14 protein-coding genes and 1 riboswitch are annotated in these 17440 nt (G+C 33.3%); of the genes, 8 read left to right on the forward strand and 6 right to left on the reverse strand.

Annotation, left to right across the window (positions count from 1 at the left end; translation table 11 throughout):
* Window positions 1-198: 198 nt before the first annotated feature.
* Entirely contained in the window at window positions 199-882 is a 684-nt protein-coding gene (locus FC091_RS03930) for a response regulator transcription factor (protein ID WP_138432963.1), read from the reverse strand.
* Entirely contained in the window at window positions 875-2374 is a 1500-nt protein-coding gene (locus FC091_RS03935) for a sensor histidine kinase (protein ID WP_138432964.1), read from the reverse strand. Before FC091_RS03935 ends, FC091_RS03930 begins: the two co-directional genes overlap by 8 nt.
* Before the next feature lie 126 nt (window positions 2375-2500).
* Here FC091_RS03935 and FC091_RS03940 point away from each other — a divergent pair, with 126 nt between their 5' ends.
* The 5 genes from FC091_RS03940 to FC091_RS03960 all read left to right on the forward strand — a co-directional run bounded on the left by FC091_RS03940 (window position 2501) and on the right by FC091_RS03960 (window position 8512).
* Complete coding sequence (locus tag FC091_RS03940) at window positions 2501-2869, forward strand: hypothetical protein (RefSeq protein ID WP_138432965.1); 369 nt, start codon at window positions 2501-2503, stop codon at window positions 2867-2869.
* A gap of 11 nt (window positions 2870-2880) precedes the next feature.
* On the forward strand, window positions 2881-3723 hold the full coding sequence (locus tag FC091_RS03945) for a GLPGLI family protein (protein WP_138432966.1): 843 nt from the start codon (window positions 2881-2883) through the stop codon (window positions 3721-3723).
* An 88-nt stretch (window positions 3724-3811) separates the two neighbouring features.
* On the forward strand, window positions 3812-4705 hold the full coding sequence (locus tag FC091_RS03950) for a GLPGLI family protein (protein WP_138432967.1): 894 nt from the start codon (window positions 3812-3814) through the stop codon (window positions 4703-4705).
* A gap of 112 nt (window positions 4706-4817) precedes the next feature.
* Window positions 4818-5711: a GLPGLI family protein gene (locus tag FC091_RS03955; protein ID WP_138432968.1), complete on the forward strand. Its 894-nt coding sequence runs from the start codon at window positions 4818-4820 to the stop codon at window positions 5709-5711.
* A 20-nt stretch (window positions 5712-5731) separates the two neighbouring features.
* Window positions 5732-8512, forward strand: a complete 2781-nt coding sequence (locus FC091_RS03960; RefSeq protein ID WP_138432969.1) for a TonB-dependent receptor — start codon at window positions 5732-5734, stop codon at window positions 8510-8512.
* 48 nt (window positions 8513-8560) lie between these two features.
* Here the strand turns inward: FC091_RS03960 and FC091_RS03965 are convergent, their stop codons facing one another.
* From FC091_RS03965 to metK, 4 genes are all read right to left on the reverse strand, one after another.
* Window positions 8561-8827: a hypothetical protein gene (locus FC091_RS03965; protein WP_138432970.1), complete on the reverse strand. Its 267-nt coding sequence runs from the start codon at window positions 8825-8827 to the stop codon at window positions 8561-8563.
* 452 nt (window positions 8828-9279) lie between these two features.
* Window positions 9280-9717, reverse strand: a complete 438-nt coding sequence (locus FC091_RS03970) for a carboxypeptidase-like regulatory domain-containing protein (protein WP_138432971.1) — start codon at window positions 9715-9717, stop codon at window positions 9280-9282.
* 143 nt (window positions 9718-9860) lie between these two features.
* Window positions 9861-11681 carry a carboxypeptidase-like regulatory domain-containing protein gene (locus tag FC091_RS03975; RefSeq protein ID WP_138432972.1) on the reverse strand — a complete coding sequence of 607 codons (1821 nt, stop codon included), beginning with the start codon at window positions 11679-11681 and terminating at the stop codon, window positions 9861-9863.
* A gap of 150 nt (window positions 11682-11831) precedes the next feature.
* Complete coding sequence (gene metK, locus FC091_RS03980) at window positions 11832-13085, reverse strand: methionine adenosyltransferase (RefSeq protein ID WP_138432973.1); 1254 nt, start codon at window positions 13083-13085, stop codon at window positions 11832-11834.
* 376 nt (window positions 13086-13461) lie between these two features.
* A riboswitch (SAM riboswitch) is annotated at window positions 13462-13586 on the forward strand.
* A 286-nt stretch (window positions 13587-13872) separates the two neighbouring features.
* Between metK and FC091_RS03985 the strand changes: the two genes are divergently transcribed.
* The 3 genes from FC091_RS03985 to FC091_RS03995 all read left to right on the forward strand — a co-directional run bounded on the left by FC091_RS03985 (window position 13873) and on the right by FC091_RS03995 (window position 17334).
* Window positions 13873-15165: an O-acetylhomoserine aminocarboxypropyltransferase/cysteine synthase family protein gene (locus tag FC091_RS03985; RefSeq protein ID WP_138432974.1), complete on the forward strand. Its 1293-nt coding sequence runs from the start codon at window positions 13873-13875 to the stop codon at window positions 15163-15165.
* A gap of 95 nt (window positions 15166-15260) precedes the next feature.
* The gene (locus FC091_RS03990) at window positions 15261-16277 is read left to right on the forward strand and encodes an alpha/beta fold hydrolase (RefSeq protein ID WP_138432975.1); all 1017 of its coding nucleotides are present in this window, start codon (window positions 15261-15263) and stop codon (window positions 16275-16277) included.
* Window positions 16240-17334 (forward strand): homoserine dehydrogenase family protein, encoded by a 1095-nt coding sequence (locus FC091_RS03995; protein WP_138432976.1) that lies wholly within the window; start codon window positions 16240-16242, stop codon window positions 17332-17334. The genes FC091_RS03990 and FC091_RS03995 overlap by 38 nt, the downstream gene beginning before the upstream one ends.
* Window positions 17335-17440 lie beyond the last annotated feature (106 nt).

Below are 17440 nucleotides of genomic sequence, written 5' to 3' on the forward strand. Positions count from 1 at the left end.
ACTTTATCTTGGGCGCAGAGCGTAAGACTGAATAGAAAAAGAAAATAAATTAAATGCTTCATATAAGATAGAAAAATACAAAAATTGCACCAATGATTGTATTATTCTGAACTACTTTCAGAATCTTTTTAAATTAGATGGTTTAAGAATTAATAGAGATGCTGAAATTTATTCGGTAAGAGAAAAAAGTATAAGGTCTTAATCAGTAAGTTTATAACCAAATCCGCGAACATTTATAATTTGCAAGTTCTCGTCTTTTTTGAGTTTTTTTCGGAGCTTGGTGATAAAAACATCCATACTTCTGGCAGAGAAAAAATCATCTGTTCCCCAAAGCTTATTTAAAATAAGTGAACGGTCTAAAACTTTGTTTTTGTTTTTTATAAGATGAAATAATAAATGCGCTTCTCTATGTGTAAGTTGTATAGCTTCATCGTTTTCAAAGTAAAGTTGTTGTTTCGGGAAATCAAAGGTGTATTTGCCAATGATTAAATTTTCGGAAGTTTTTTGAACTTTAGTGCGATTAAGAAGATTGTGAATTCTTACGATAAGCTCTTCCATGCTAAAAGGTTTCTTTAGATAGTCATTTCCTCCAATAGAAAATCCCTCTACGACATCTGCTGTTTGTGATTTTGCAGTCAGGAAAATAATAGGAATAGCATCGTCAATGGCTCTGATGTCTTTAGCCAAAGTAAAGCCATCCTTTTTTGGCATCATAACATCGAGAACTAAAATTTCTGGATGCTCTGACTGATATTTTTCAAAGGCTTTTTCACCATTATCGCAAAGTAGCACTTCAAAATCTCTGGTTTCTAGACTTTCCTTTATAATTTGCCCTAACGCAGCTTCATCTTCGGCAAGAAGTAGTTTTATTTTTTCAGCCATTTGGTACTGTAATTTTAAAGGTTGTTAGATCTTTACTTAAGTTTATATCAATGCTTCCACCATGTTTTTCAATGATAGATTTGGTGTAGTATAACCCAATGCCAAACCCTTTAACATCGTGCGTATTACCTTTAGGTATACGATAGAATTTTTCAAAAATACGTTCTTTATTAGCTTTAGATAAGGTGTTGCCATTGTCTGAAAATAAAATTTCGAAACTTTTTTCCTTCGGAATTAAATCCACAGAAATAATGTTACCTCCATATTTAACAGCATTATCTAGAATATTATTTAGAGCATTTTCAAAATGAAACACATCAATAGTTGCTTCTAGGTGTTCAACCTTAAGACTTGTGTTAAATTCTTTATCAGGAAACTGAATTTTATAACGTTTGGTTAGGTCGTAGAGAAGTGTTACAATATCTATCGATTCTTTGTTGAGTTCTAATTTGTTACTGTCTAATGTGGCAGTTTCTAATAATTTTTCAACCATAAGATTCAGCTTTTCTAATTGCTGAGAAGACATGTTTACATAGTTTTTGGTTTTTTCTTTGTCTTCAATAGCATTAAAGTTGCTAATACTTTCCAAAGCTACTCCTATAGTAGCAATAGGTGTTTTAAACTCGTGAGTAATATTGCTTATCAGGTCGTTCTTTACTTCAGCTAATTGTTTTTGGTGTTTTATAATTTTTAGAAGATAAAAAAGACTACTTATTACAGCAGCAATTAATAATGCCGAAATAAGAATACCTACCAAACTTCTTTTTAAGACTAGTTTAGTTTCATTAGTAAAACTAATATCTAGTTGACTTCCTTTTGGTAAAAAAGTAGATTTAGATGAGGTGTAAAGCTTGTTTTTAAAATTAGTTATTGAGTCTTTGCTTTTCTCTTTTTTAAAATGTAAATCATAATCTATGTATAGCTTCTTTCTCAGAAATTCTTGTTTAACCAAGCTGTCTAATTCAAGAAGATTCAAGCTATCATTGTTTATAGATATAACGATTTTTTTGGTCAGAATTTCAAATTCTGAAATATCTTTAATGTTTTTATCCTTCTTAATACTGTCTAACTTCTTTTTAAAATCTTCTGCTTTAGATGGTTTTATCTGCTCATCTATAACTTTAGACATAGAGTCTGCCTTAGTGCCTGTTAGTACAGTTACACCTTCAATGTCATTAATATCAATCTGGTCTAGTTGTTTAAATCCAAAAGAGTCTTTATCGATATTTTTTAAAAATGTTTCAATATCTCCTCCCTCTTTTAAAGGGTTTTTTTGTTTTTCGCCCTCTAGGAAAATTCCAACTGTAGAGCGTTCTGCAATAGCTGCATAATAGTCATCCACAGCCTTGTCTAAACTTATCTGAACCTCATTAATAAGCTGTTGCTTATTAGATTGGTAGTTTTTGTAATTCCAAAAAATCTGTATCCCAATTGTAACTGTTATTACTGCTACAATGGTGTACAAAATCCATTTATATCTTTTATCGTTCATACTTCAAAAGTAAATGTAAAAAACTAGTTAGCATTAATCGGTTAACACACGTTAACACTAGTTAACTCAAATAACAAAACTAAGTCTAGATATTTGTGGTGTATTAATCAATTAAAAACAACAGTTATGTTTAAAAATGTATTAACGTGCTTAGCATTAGTATTAGTAACATTAGGATTTAGTCAGAATCCACAAAACGAAAAGATCGGCAATTTATCACAAACAAAAATTACTAATTTAGAAGTAGTCGTTACAGTAGATTCTGCAAAAGACATTGAAAAAACTTTTAAAGTAGAAGACATTAAAGAAATTTTGAACGCGTCTGATCCTAATGAAGAAATTTCATTTAGCCTGGTTTGTAATAGAACTAAAATGTCCAACGGAAAAAAAGCTACAATGACCTATAAAATTGAAGGTAATTCTAACGAACCAGAAGAATTTTTATCTTTAGTTTCAAAACTAAGATCATCAGCAATTAAATATTACAATAATTAAATCAATCAAAAATGACCACAATCATTAGAGTTGTAGTTTTGGCGTTAACGGCTGTTTTTACGGCTGTTAATGCACAAGACTTTCAAGGTGTTGCAACATACAAGACGCAGCGACAAGTAGATATTAAGCTAGACAGTACAAAGATGAATGATGAAATGCATCAGAAAATGATAGCTATGATGAAGAAGCAATTTCAAAAGACATTCACACTTAGTTTCAATAAAGAAGAATCTGTCTACAAGCAAGAAGAAGCGTTAGACAAACCAAATGTTGGTTCTGGGTTTAATATTCAAATTATGGGAACAGGAGGTTCAGATATTTTATATAAGAATACCAAAAATCAGCGTTTTGTTGATCAAAAAGACACTTTTGGAAAAATCTTTTTAGTTAAAGATAGTATAGAGGGTATTGAATGGAAACTAGGTTCTGAAACTAAGTATATTGGAGAATACCAATGTTACAAGGCAACATACACTAAGATGGTAGAAAAACCAAGAGTAGTTTTTAATAGTGAAAATGAAGAAGAGGGAGAGAAAGAACCTGAAATGGAAGAACGAACAGTTACAGCTTGGTATACACCTCAAATACCAGTTAACAACGGTCCAGATAATTACCAGGGGCTTCCTGGTCTAATTTTAGAAGTCCATGACGGTAAATTAACCATAGTGTGCAGTAAAATTGTACTAAATCCAAAAGATAAAATTGATATTAAAGAACCTGAGAAAGGTAAGGTGGTCAATCAAAAGAAGTACGAAGAAATCATGGATAAAAAAGCCAAAGAAATGATGGAGAGGTTTAGGCCAAGAAAGGGAAGAGATAATGGGGAGAGTATCGAAATTAGGATAGGTGGCTAAATACTTGTCAATGTTAATTTTATGGTAAAGCGACATATTTTGTTTGATTAAATAATATATTCGTTAAACAAAATTTAAAATCGATATCATGAAATCACTATTCTTTAAAACAGGTTTTGTTCTTTTGGCACTCATTTTTTTTGGAAAATTAGCAAAAAATGAAAGAGGCATAACTCACAATAATCCCAATGATGATTTTCAAGGACAAGCATTTTACATATCTAAATCTAAGATGGAACTCGGAAGATGGGGAGATAGATTAAGTGAAGCTCAGAAAAAGCAAGTGGCTGCTAGGTTAAAAAACAGATTAGAAAAAGAGTATATTTTAACCTTCAATAAAGAAGAAGCTCTGTTTTACGAAGATGAAAAGCTAGATGCAATGTCCGGAGCAACAGATTCTTGGGGTAAAAACTTTTCACCAGGTAGACAATACAAAAATGTAAAAACCAATACGCAAATTCAAAATCAAGAATTCTATGGCAAGCAATTTTTGGTTAAAGATGAGTTGCTGAGCATTAATTGGATACTAGGTAAGGAAACCAAACAAATCGGAAATTACACTTGTTTTAAGGCCACTGCATCTATTCCAACTAGTGAGTTGACTTGGTACGATTTTTCTTGGAGTAGATTAAGGACTAATAACGTTGAAGCCGAAAAGAAAACCGACTCAATAAGCACTAAAGTATCAGCAGTAGAAGAGGAAGAAGATATTCCAATGACAGAAGTTGAAGCTTGGTATTCACCACAAGTTCCTGTGGGTCACGGACCATTAGAATATTGGGGACTGCCAGGTCTAATTCTCGAGGTTAATGCAGGTAGTACAACATTATTATGCACTAAAATAGTACTAAATCCAAAAGAAAAACTAGAGATTGAAGCACCAGATAAAGGTAAAGAAATCACTAAACAAGACTACCAGAGTACTATTGTAAATAAGATGAAGGAGTTTAGAAATAATCGTATGGGTAGACGAAGAGGATAAATTATTAACACAAGTTTAACGCAATTAAAACAAACAAAAAGCATCTAAAAAGGTCTAAGTGTAAACTTAGTACGATATTTTTATAGTTGTTAACCACGATTAAACTTAGAGAATGAAAAGATTATTTAAAAACTTAGTAGCATTAATTTTATTAAGCTTCTTCACGACAGCCTTTGCTCAGCAAGACTTTCAGGGTAAGGCATATTATATGTCTAAAACCACAATGGATTTAGATCAATGGGGAGGACGAGAAATGACACCAGAACAAAAGAAACGCATAGAAGAGCGAATGAAAAGTTTTCTTGAGAAAGAATACATTTTAACTTTTAATAAACAGGAGTCTATATACAAAGAAGATGAAAAGCTAGAAGCGCCTGGCTCAGGAAGAGGATGGGGAAGTTTTTCAAGTAGTTTTACAGGTGGCCCAAAATATAAAAATGTAAAATCTAAAGAATTACTACAAGATCAAGAATTCTTTGGAAAACAGTTTTTAATCAAAGATGAATTAAAGTCTTTAGAATGGACAATGGGTACAGAGACAAAACAAATAGGTCAGTATACATGTTTTAAAGCTACAGCTGTAAAAACTGTAGATGAATTTGATTGGAGAAGTATGAGACGTAGAAGAGATGGGGATAATGACAAGAAAGAAGGTGAAAAGAAGAATGACTCTATTAAAAAAGACGATGACCCAATGAGTGAAATTGAGGTTCCAAAAACCATTGAAGTGGTAGCATGGTATACACCACAAGTGCCAATTAATCAAGGGCCTGATGATTATTGGGGCTTACCAGGTTTAATCTTAGAAATTAATGCTGATAGAACTACGATACTATGTACCAAGATAGTTATGAATCCTGAAGAAAAAGAGGAAATAGAAAAACCTAATAAAGGAGAAGAAGTAACTAAAGCCGAATATAACGACATCATCACCAAAAAAATGCAAGAAATGCGCGAAATGTATGGTGGAAGAAGAGGTGGTCGTGGTGGTCGCGGTAGAAATTAATAAACACTAACAACCGATTTATGAAACAATTTTTTATGCTACTATTTCTAGTAGCAGCAAGTAGTTCTTTTGCTCAAATTAAAATGCAGGGTATCGTAAAAGATAGTATAGGCGAGCCTTTAGAATTAGCAAATGTAATAGCCATAAACCAAGAAACTAATGGTTTAGAATCTTATGCTGTTACTAATGATAAAGGAAAATATGTATTATCATTAGGTAAAAATGGTAAATATAAACTTCAGGTAAGCTACATTGGCTTAAAATCATACGAAGAAATTGTAACAACAGCAGAAGTTGACATTACAAAAGACTTTACTTTAATGCCAGATAATTCTCTGGATGCAGTAGAGTTAACCTACGAAATGCCTGTAACAGTAAAAGGAGATACAATTGTTTATAATGCAGATTCCTTTAAAAATGGAAGTGAACGCAAGCTCGAAGATGTTTTGGAAAAATTACCAGGAGTAGAGATTAACGACGATGGCCAAATTGAGGTAGAAGGTAAAACCGTAAGTAAGCTTATGGTAAACGGAAAAGATTTCTTTGATGGTGATACCAAATTGGCAACTAAAAATATCCCTTCAAATGCTGTAGATAAAGTTCAGGTACTTCGTAATTATGCCGAAGTAGGTCAGTTAAGAGGTGTGCAAAATAATCAAGATAACGTAGCTATAAATATTAAGCTCAAAGAAGGAAAAGAGAACTTTTGGTTTGGTGATATTACAGCAGGAGCAGGTACAGCACCTTCACCAAATGATGAGTTGTATTTGGTACAGCCAAAGTTATTCTATTACAGTCCTAAATACAGTATCAACCTTATTGGTGATATGAATAACATAGGTGAGGTAGCATTAACCAATAGAGACCTCAGAGGATTTGGTGGTGGATTTAGATTGCCTAGCAGAACAAGTGGTACAAGTATTAATTTGGGAGACAACGGACTTGGTGGATTAACCAGTATAGCCAATGCACAAGAAGTGGTGACAAAATTAGCATCTGCTAACTTTAGTTACTCCCCAAATAAAGCGTTAGACTTAAGCGGATTCTTAATTTATAATAGTAGTCGTTTAAGAACACGCGAAGAAAGCTTCATCGATTATATTGAAGTAGAAGATGATCCATCTACACCAATAGATGAATCTACAAGTATTCCGCCAGATGAAGCAACTGAATCTACAGGTAGAGAAGCAACAAATCAGTTTATTGCTAAATTAAGTGCATCTTACAAACCAAACGTAAATAATCAATTAGACTATGATGTATTAGCGCGCACATCAGATGATGAAGAACGTCAGAACTTATTTTCATCTGTGGTTGGTAATACCAATCAAGTAGATCAAGTGAATCCTTACAGTATTAATCAGAATTTAAATTACTATTACACACTAAACGAAAATAACATCTTTGCATTTGAAGCACAGCACTTAATTAAAGATGAAGACCCATTTTACAATGCTTTATTAGGTAATGATCCAACTAATAATGACAATCCTGATAATGATGCTTTTGATGATACAGCAGATGGTTTAGGTTTAAATTTAGATCAGTTTAATTATAATATAAACCAAGAAAGACGTGTAAAAAGTAACCAGTTAGATGCCAAGTTAGATTACTACAACATTTTGAATTCAAAAAGTAATATCAACCTAACTTTAGGTACCATATTCAGTAATCAAAAATTTAATTCTAATATTTTTCAGTTCTTAGATGATGGTACGCGCCTAGACCCAACACCAACTATAACAAATGAAGGCGAGATGCTTTCTGCAGAAAATAACAATGTAGAATATCGCTTTAGCGATGTGTATTTAGGTGTACATTACAGATTTAAGACAGGGAAATTCACCTTTACACCAGGTGTGTCCTTCCATGCCTATAGCAACCAGAACACTCAAAACGGAGATACATTCAAAGATAATTTCTTTAATGTATTGCCAGATTTTGAAGCGCGTATTCAGTTTAAAAAGAGTGAAGCATTACAGTTTAACTACAACATGACGAATACCTTCACAGACATCACCAACATAGCTGAAGGTTTAGTGCTTAATAACTTCAACAGTATACAATTTGGTAATCCAGAATTACAGAATGCTTTATCTCATAACTTTAGATTGTTTTACAGCAGTTTTAACTTGTTTAATTATACCAACGTATTTGCAGGTGCTAACTATAGTAAAAACGAAGATCAAATTCGTTCTTTAACTAATTTTGAAAGCGTTATTAGAACGAGTACATTTTTTAATTCGCAGTTTGCCGATGAGAGTGCTTCCGTTTTTGGTAGGGTAGAACGTACTTTTGGTAAAATTAGAGCACGTATGGGAGCTAATTTTAATTACAGCAAGCTAAACCAGTTTATTCAAGGAAGACAATCACTTAATGAGAGTTTTACACAATCTTACTCACCAGAATTAAGAACAAACTTTAGGGAAGCTCCAAATGTAAGATTACGTTACAGATATACAGAACGAAATAATGATCAAGGTAATAATACGACCAAGTTCATAACTAGAGCACCATCAATAGAGTTTGATGCGTACATTTGGGATGCACTTACATTTGTAACCGAGTTTACCTACAACGAGCAAGAGAGTGCAGGACAGACAGAAGTATTTAAAACTTGGGATGCATCTTTACGATACAGAAAACATAGAGATGCCAAATGGGAATACTCGCTTAGAGCGTCTAATATTTTGGATATCGATTCAAACATAAATAACAGCGCGTCAAATATATTTGTTGAAAATGAAACAATATTTGTCCAGCCACGTTTTATAACCTTTAGGTTAACTTATACTTTATAATTAAAAAACAGCGATATTATTTTGTATCGCTGTTTTTTTTATATCCTATCATAAGCCATAAAGACATGCTTTAAGATTTGATTTGGCTTCCATGACTTCCAGTGTAAACCATGCTTCTGCTAAAATTCCACCAACGCCACTATCATACATTGAATAATAGACAAATTCTGCAAACATATAGTGATTTGCATAGTCATCATAGCACGGATTAGGTGCTTCCATACTTGTATTCTTTTCAAGATTGATGGTTTTTGATGTTGAAGATAATGTTAAGCTAAAGCATATTAACATTACCATTGATACTAGTTTCTTCATAAGATTTATTTTTATTCTTTAAATCTATGAAACATTTACTATAAATTTTTATTTAACTTTTTTATGTAATATATAAATAATAGTTATAATAGAGGATTTTGACTTAAACGGAATTTCTTACGTGATAAGGAAAAAGTTGTTAATAAAGGTTTTTTTCGAAGATATCTAAACTCATTAATTAAGATTCTAACATTAGCAATGGTGCAGGTACTATTTCAGTCTTTAGTTCTGAAACATTTATACAACCTCGATTTATTACCTTAAGGTTGACGTACACCTTATAACATTAAAAAAAGCCTTCTCTTTGATCACTGAGCTTGTCGAATTGGAGAAGGCTTTTATTTTAATAAGTGCTAATGCATAGTACTCGTTATGTACTGAAGCAGAATTGTTAAAAAAAGACTTCTAATTTAAAATCAATAAAGTGTTGCGTAGAAACTTAGTTTATTTTGCTAATTTGAGGCGGTAGACAGATTGTGGTTGTGCTCGCAAAACCAAAAGAGGCAAGTGGTACCTTCTTTTTTAAGAGTAATATCTATGTTCTTGTCTTTGGTATTTGGATTTAGGTTTAAGATGACATTTTTGTAACCTTTGCGCTGAGCTTCTATTGGCAAAAAATTGTCGTGAGCAGTTGCTTTTTTTATTTCAAAATTACCTTGAGCATCCGTTTGCACGGATTGGTTTCCAATAGTTACGGTAACACTGTCTAGAGGCTCATTATTGTCATTGACGATTGAGCCCTTAAAGTTAACCTCAATAGGTTTTCCCAAGTATTCGGTTAATGTATTTGTGTTATTAATTTGCTCTTTTAATTTATCTTCAGAACTATTAGATGATATAAAAAAGATACAAATAAGAAATACAAATACTTTTAATGCAGTTGATTTCATGTAATGATTGATGATGTTTTATATATCGAAGATACAAGAAGTGTAAAAGGGTTGCGTTAAAATTCTTATAAATAAAAACGCTCAAATCTTAAAATTCTGATTTGAGCGTTTTTTATTGTTATGTAATAATGATAATTAGATAATTAGTTGTCTCTTAAAACATGAACCACTCCGTTTATGGTGTGTGCGTTACCATCCCAATCCTCATATGAGCCGCTGAAGTTGATGTCGATGTACTCTCCAACATTGCCTAAAGCGGTTAAATTATAGGAAATATCATTGTTTTCATCAGCAACACTTAAGCATTCACCAATAAAAAAGCCTGTATCACCTACTGTGCCATTAAAGGAGTAATTATCATAAGTACCTAAATAATCAGGCTCATTAAGCGCACCATACATGTAAAAACAATTTCCTTGATCGTTACTAGATGCAAAAATATCTATTGTAGGTCCAGGATAATTAGGGCTTTCTGCATAGAAATTAGCAGAAATATTTTCAAAAATAATGGTACTCTCTCCATCATCAATCGTATATTCTATAAACTCAGTGACTGCATTACATGCAGATATAGTTCCTATGTCTGTTAAAGGTGTTGTAAATGTATAACTTATACTATCGGTAACTTGTAAGTTAACGTAGTCACTAGCTTCAACAGCAAAAGTGTTATTGTCATCACATCGTAAAAGATTAATTTCAAATTCTCCATTACTCACAGCATCTATAAAGGTTTGGTTTCCGTAACTTAATTGTACATAACCATTCGTTACAGCATTACCATCACAGGTATTAAATGTTCCAACGACCGTTTCTTGAATAACATCTGGATTGTCTGGGACTATAACCACAGTATTAGCGTCTTCCGTAAAAGGTCCAACAGTTTCTGTGTGTAATGCAGTATCACCACAAACATCATAGCTGTAAACGTTTAGTTCTAAGCTTTCATTGCTAGGTACATAACCACAAACCTCACCATTTTCATTAGTATAGCCATAGGTAGTCCCAAATGTTGCACTTGTAATAGATACTTGCATGTTGGCTAAAGGAACATTGTTGTTATCTGTTGTGGTAACACAAAGTGTAATAGCTTCCGCAGGAATATCACAGTTCCAAAAGCTAAAATGCGAAACGGTACCAACATACATATTGCCCTGCAAAGTTGCTTGTCCTTCTTCTTTCCAATAACCATTTGTCTCATCAAAATACCAAAGCGAAATTGTGCTTGGTGCAATGCTCATTAAACTGGCATCTACAGGAACTTTGATTTCAGAGGTTGAACCTTCAGCTAAATTTAAATCTTCTCCACCAGAACCTCTGAGTTCCACAGCTAGCATACCCAAAGTTTGAAGCATACGCTCAGCACCATTTTCATTTTCAGCATACAACATTCCTGGCATTTGTAAAGGCATATCGTCATCGGCAGGATCTAAATGATGTAAAATTACATCCACAGAACCATCATAAGTTGAGCCGTCTTCTTTGATGAAGTTTCCATCAAAACTTACAGAGCTTCCATCGGTTGCTGTAACAGTTCCAGAAGTACCACTTGTTACAGAGCCAGCAACTGTAGCTTCTAGCATCATAATGGTAACTTTATTTGTTCCGTTGGAAGGTACAACGCTACGTGAAGCGTGAATGTATCCAGTTTTTTCGGCTTTTATATAACCAAAACGTTGTTTAACCGTAGCTCCGTTAATCATAAAAACACCATTGCTGTCCGTTGTTGCGGTTTCGCTACCGATAGTAATGGTTGCTCCTTCAATAGGATTATGGTTTTTGTCGATGACTGATCCTATGAAGTCTCGAGAAATGTCATTTCCGAAATATTCAGAAAAGGTATCTGGAATATTTTCTTGTGGATCGTTGTTGTCTATGCCATCATCATCGTTTTGACAGGATGTTATTGCAAGTAATGAGAATAAAAGGATTAAAATAAGATTTGGGAAGTTTTTAATACTTTTCATAATGAATTGATTTAGTTAAAAGTTTACCAATTGAATGGTCTTGTAGTTATAGAACAATCCTAGTTTAAAAATTCCTACCTTATTGTTATAAACAAAAAACTCTGACTAAGTTAATAATCAGAGTTTTTTTAATATTATGAGTGACAATAATTACAAGCCAAAAGCTTCTTTTACTTTGTCTACATAGTCTAATTTTTCCCATGTAAATAGCTCTACTTCCAAAGTTTTTGGTTCTCCATTTGGTTGTTGAAAGGTTTTAGTAACTACTTCGTTATGCCTTCCCATATGTCCATAAGCTGCGGTTTCGCTGTACATAGGTTGACGTAGTTTTAAACGTTCTTCAATAGCTGCTGGTCGCATATCAAAAATTTCTGAAACTTTTTTAGCAATTTCTCCATCTGTAAGATTGAATGGACAAGTGCCGTAAGTGTCAATAAAAATCCCCATTGGTTCTACAACACCAATAGCATAAGACACTTGTACTAATACTTCTTCACAAACACCTGCAGCAACTAAGTTTTTTGCAATATGTCTTGTTGCATAGGCGGCACTGCGGTCTACCTTACTAGGGTCTTTTCCAGAAAATGCTCCACCACCATGTGCACCTTTTCCGCCATAAGTATCAACAATTATTTTTCTACCAGTTAAACCTGTATCTCCATGAGGTCCACCTATTACAAATTTTCCTGTTGGATTGATGTGATATTTAATGTCATTAGTAAATAGTGGTTTAATATGGTCTGGTACTTTTGCAACAACACGTGGCATTAAAATCTCAACAATATCTTTTCTGATTTTTGCCAACATTGCTTCATCGGTATCAAAGTTATCGTGCTGTGTAGAGATAACAATGGCATCGATACGCTGTGGTGTATTATCGTCATTATATTCTATAGTTACCTGACTTTTAGAATCTGGTCTTAAGTAGGTTATGTCTTTATTTTCACGACGAAGTGCAGCTAATTCTTTAAGTATCAGATGAGAAATGTCTAATGCGAGAGGCATATAGTTATTAGTCTCATTGGTGGCATAGCCAAACATCATACCTTGGTCGCCAGCACCTTGTTCTTCTTTACTTGCTCTGTCTACGCCTCTGTTAATGTCTTCAGATTGCTCGTGTATTGCAGAAATTACTCCACAAGAGTTACCGTCAAACATATACTCACCTTTGGTGTATCCGATTTTGTTTATGGTGTCTCTTGCTATTTGTTGTACATCGAGATAGGTGTTAGATTTTACTTCACCAGCAAGAACAACTTGTCCTGTTGTTACTAAAGTTTCACAAGCTACTTTAGACTCTGGGTCAAAAGCTAAAAAATTATCAATCAATGCATCACTAATTTGATCTGCAATTTTATCTGGATGGCCTTCTGAGACACTTTCAGAAGTAAATAAATATGGCATAAATCCTATATTTTTTGGTTTGTTGTTTTAAAATTGTAAGATTGCTTGGTCGCTAGAGAAGTCTAAAACTAACTGCTTTAGCATTTTTTAATGAGGTTGCAATCAGACAAATTTTTCCTCTTTATAAATCTTGGCAAAAATAAAGATTTTAATTAAGATAGAAAGACTCCAAATGATAATGAATTCATAAATTCTTAACGGTTTAATTTTTTATTTACTGATCAATGGTGGGTGTAAGTGTTTGTTTTTAAGATTCTTATGTTTGGTGTTTGTGTTTTGGGTTTTGTTAAATATTTAAAAAATATCAGAAATAATTTTGAATTTAAATTTTTGTATCGCAATATTTGTGCTCACAAAGTTCAAAACACTTACTGAAATGTTATCAAGAAAGGTGGAGGGAATAGACCCTGTGAAGCCTTAGCAACCCTTAGACTTACTAAGAAGGTGCTAAATTCTACTTGAACACGCAAATCATTTCTTGCAGGTTCGGATAGATAACTCAAGACCAATTACTCATCTGTAATCGGCATTTTCTTTATAACATTTTTCTATTAAGTACGCTTCAACAAAATGAAGCTTATTTGGCTTTTGGTTTAATCGTGCTATTTGTAGAATTGGATTGATGATAGGAAACAGATAGATTTTTTGATTAGACGAGAAATAAAAATTTAGCATAGCCTTAGTTATGGTCAATTTTTATTTTGAAGTATTAGTGAAAAAGAAGCTTTTTACTCCATTAATCTCGTTCTGCAAATGGCACTCATTATTAACTCAAAAACTTAGAAAAATGAGTACACAAAAATTTGCAACAAAAGCGTTGCACGCAGGGCATGATGTAACAAACAATGGAGGAACAAGAGCAGTTCCAATTTATCAATCTACAGCTTATGTCTTTAATGACTCTGACCATGCTGCCAATTTATTCGCATTGGCAGAAACAGGCAACATTTATACCCGAATCAACAACCCAACAAACGATGTTTTAGAGCAACGTCTAGCAGCTTTAGAGGGAGGTATTGCAGCAGTAGTTACAGCATCTGGTACTTCTGCTATAGCAACATCATTACTTACACTTTTAAAGGCTGGAGATCACGTTGTAGCATCAAGCAGTTTGTATGGCGGAACCTATAATTTGCTGAGTGTAACATTGCCAAGACATGGTATCACTACGACTTTTGTAGATCCATCAAATCCAGAAAACTTTAAAAATGCTGCTCAAGAAAATACCAGAGCATTCTTTATAGAATCTCTCGGAAATCCGAAGTTAGATGTTTTAGATATCGAAGCAATTTCAAAAAAAGCGAAAGGATTTAAAGTACCATTAATTGTAGATAATACGGTAGCAACACCTTATTTGTTAAATCCAATAAAATATGGAGCTAACATCGTTATTCACTCGTTAACAAAGTACATTAATGGCAATGGTACGGCACTTGGAGGTGTAATTATAGATGCAGGTACTTTTGATTGGACAAATGGAAAATTCCCAGAATTTACAGAGCCTTCACCTGGTTATCATGGTTTGGTGTATAGCGAAGCTTTAGAGGCAGCAGCATTTATTGCAAAAGTGAGAATTGAGGGGTTGAGAGATTATGGTGGAGCATTAAGTCCGTTTAATGCATTTCAAATCATTCAAGGTTTAGAGACCTTAGAATTACGAATAAAAAAACATAGCGAAAACGCACTGGAACTTGCCAAATGGCTAGAAGAGCAACCAGAAGTTTCATGGGTAAATTATCCTGGTTTAGAAACCAGTAAATACAAAGTTTTGGCAAAAAAATACTTGCCAAAAGGACAAAGTGGTATCGTAACTTTTGGAGTTGATGGTGGCTATGACGCTGCAAAAATTATAGCTGATAAAACGAAGTTATTTTCGTTATTAGCCAATATTGGCGATACAAAATCTTTAATCATTCATCCTGCAAGCACAACGCATCAGCAATTAAGCGATGAGGCGCAAGAAAGCACAGGAGTTACAAAAGACCTTATAAGGTTATCTGTTGGTATTGAGAATGTTGAAGATCTAAAAGCCGATTTAAAAGAGGCATTTCAATTAATAACAAAGCCTCAATTGGCTTAATCTCTTTTTGTATTAGTGTTGTTTAATTAAGCTGGGCGACTAGACTATCGTTCAGCTTAATTTGAAAATTTTTAGAGAAGAAAAAAATTACAATTATGAGTGTACTTAAATTTATTGAGATAGATCATTTTGAGTTGTGTAGTGGCAGAAACATTAGCCTTAGATTGTCGTATCAAGTATTCGGAAAACCATTAGGAAACAACCCAATAGTATTAGTAAATCATGCTTTAACAGGGAATTCTCAAGTAACAGGAAAAAATGGCTGGTGGAATGATATTGTTGGTAAAGGTAAGGTTATAGATACGGACGTCTATACGGTTTTAGCGTTTAATGTACCAGGTAATGGGTTTGGCGGATTAGAAGAATCTTTTTTAGAATATTATAAAGAATTTACAGCAAGAGATGTGGCTCGTATTCTTTCTGAAGGACTAAATCGTTTAAAGATTAATGTTTTATACGCTATCGTTGGCGCATCTGTTGGTGGCGGTATTACTTGGGAGTTGGCAGCATTGCGACCAAATTTGGCAGAATATGTAATTCCAATAGCTACAGACTGGAAATCTACCGACTGGGTAATTGGTAATTGTTTTATTCAAGATGAAATATTAAACCACTCGTCTCAACCACTTTTTGATGCCAGATTGCATGCCATGACGTTTTACAGAACGCCAGAATCTTTTGCTTCAAAATTTAAAAGAGAAAAACAACGAAAAGATGCTTTTAAAATTGAAACCTGGTTGGCGCATCATGGAGAAAAACTAGAAGGAAGATTTGAATTGTCAGCTTACAAAATGATGAATCAAATTTTAAAAATTATCGATATTACACAAGGCAGAGCCTCGTTTACCGAAGTAGCAAAAAGCATTGCTTCTCACATTCATATTATAACAATTAATTCAGATTTATTATTTAAATCAGACGAAAACTGGAACACGTTTGTAGAGCTAAAATCAGTAAAAGAAAACGTTAGTATTGGTGAACTAAAATCTAATGATGGTCACGATGCTTTTTTAATAGAGTATCAGCAGCTCATTAAGCTATTGAAACCAGTTTTTAATTTAAAATTACAAGAACATGACAACCATACATCTAGCTATATTCGGAATTGGTAATGTAGGCTCTACGTTAATCAATCAAATTCAACAGCAAAAACGAAAAATCTATAAGCATCAGGATTTAGATATTCAAATACCTGTAATTGCAAATTCAGCCTTGGCATTTTTTGCTAATGATACTTTAGGCGAATGGGAGGTGGATTTTGAAAAAGTTTCAGAGCCTTATAACATTAAAGATATAATCAATCATTTTAAGGCTTTAGGAGTAGAACATGCTATCGCAATTGATGCTACAGCAAGTGCTGGTTTTGTTGAGAATTATACCTCACTCATAGAGAACGGTTTTCATATCATTGCTGCAAACAAGATTGCTAATACTCTAGATTATAATTTTTATAAAGACTTACGAAAAGTATTAAATCAGAACAATAAAAAATTTTTATACGAGACTAATGTTTGCGCTGGATTACCAATTGTAGAGACTGTTAGAAATCTGCATCAATCAGGCGAAGAAATCCGCAAAATAAAAGGTGTGTTTTCAGGATCGTTGAGTTATATTTTTAATACCTTTTCTCAGCAAACAAAACCATTTCATGAGGTTTTAGATAATGCGGTAAAATTAGGGTTAACAGAACCAGATCCACGAGACGATTTATCTGGTAAAGACGTGGCAAGAAAACTCTTGATTTTAGCAAGAGAATTGGACTTAAAAGTAGAACTTAGTAGTATAAGCATAACCTCTTTGGTGCCTAAAAAGCTAAATGGATCTACAACTTTAAGTGAGTTTAAAGAACGTGCTTTTGAGTTAGATGACAGTATAAAAACAAGTACGGTAAAACAAAATAAAGACACTGTTTTACGGTACATTGGCGAACTAGATGTGCTAAAAAACACCTTAGAAGTGAAGCTTGTTTCTGTGCCTAAGGCTTCAACTTTAGGACAGTTAAAAGGTACCGATAACCTTATTGAAATTTATACAGAATCGTATAATGAGCAACCATTAGTAATTCAAGGCGCAGGTGCAGGTAAGGCGGTAACCGCAAGAGGTGTGCTTTCGGATATTCTTAAACTTTGTGCGCATTTACAAAAGGTTAATGTACACAGTTTTAATTAATGTTTTATTAACCATTTATTGCGCTATTGCTAAGATTTAAAATATAGATATTACAGAAATTTGCAGCAAAACCAAATCGCATGAAAAAGTATAAATTAGAATTCGG

This window comes from Winogradskyella algicola, from assembly GCF_005869935.1.
Lineage (GTDB): Bacteria > Bacteroidota > Bacteroidia > Flavobacteriales > Flavobacteriaceae > Winogradskyella > Winogradskyella algicola.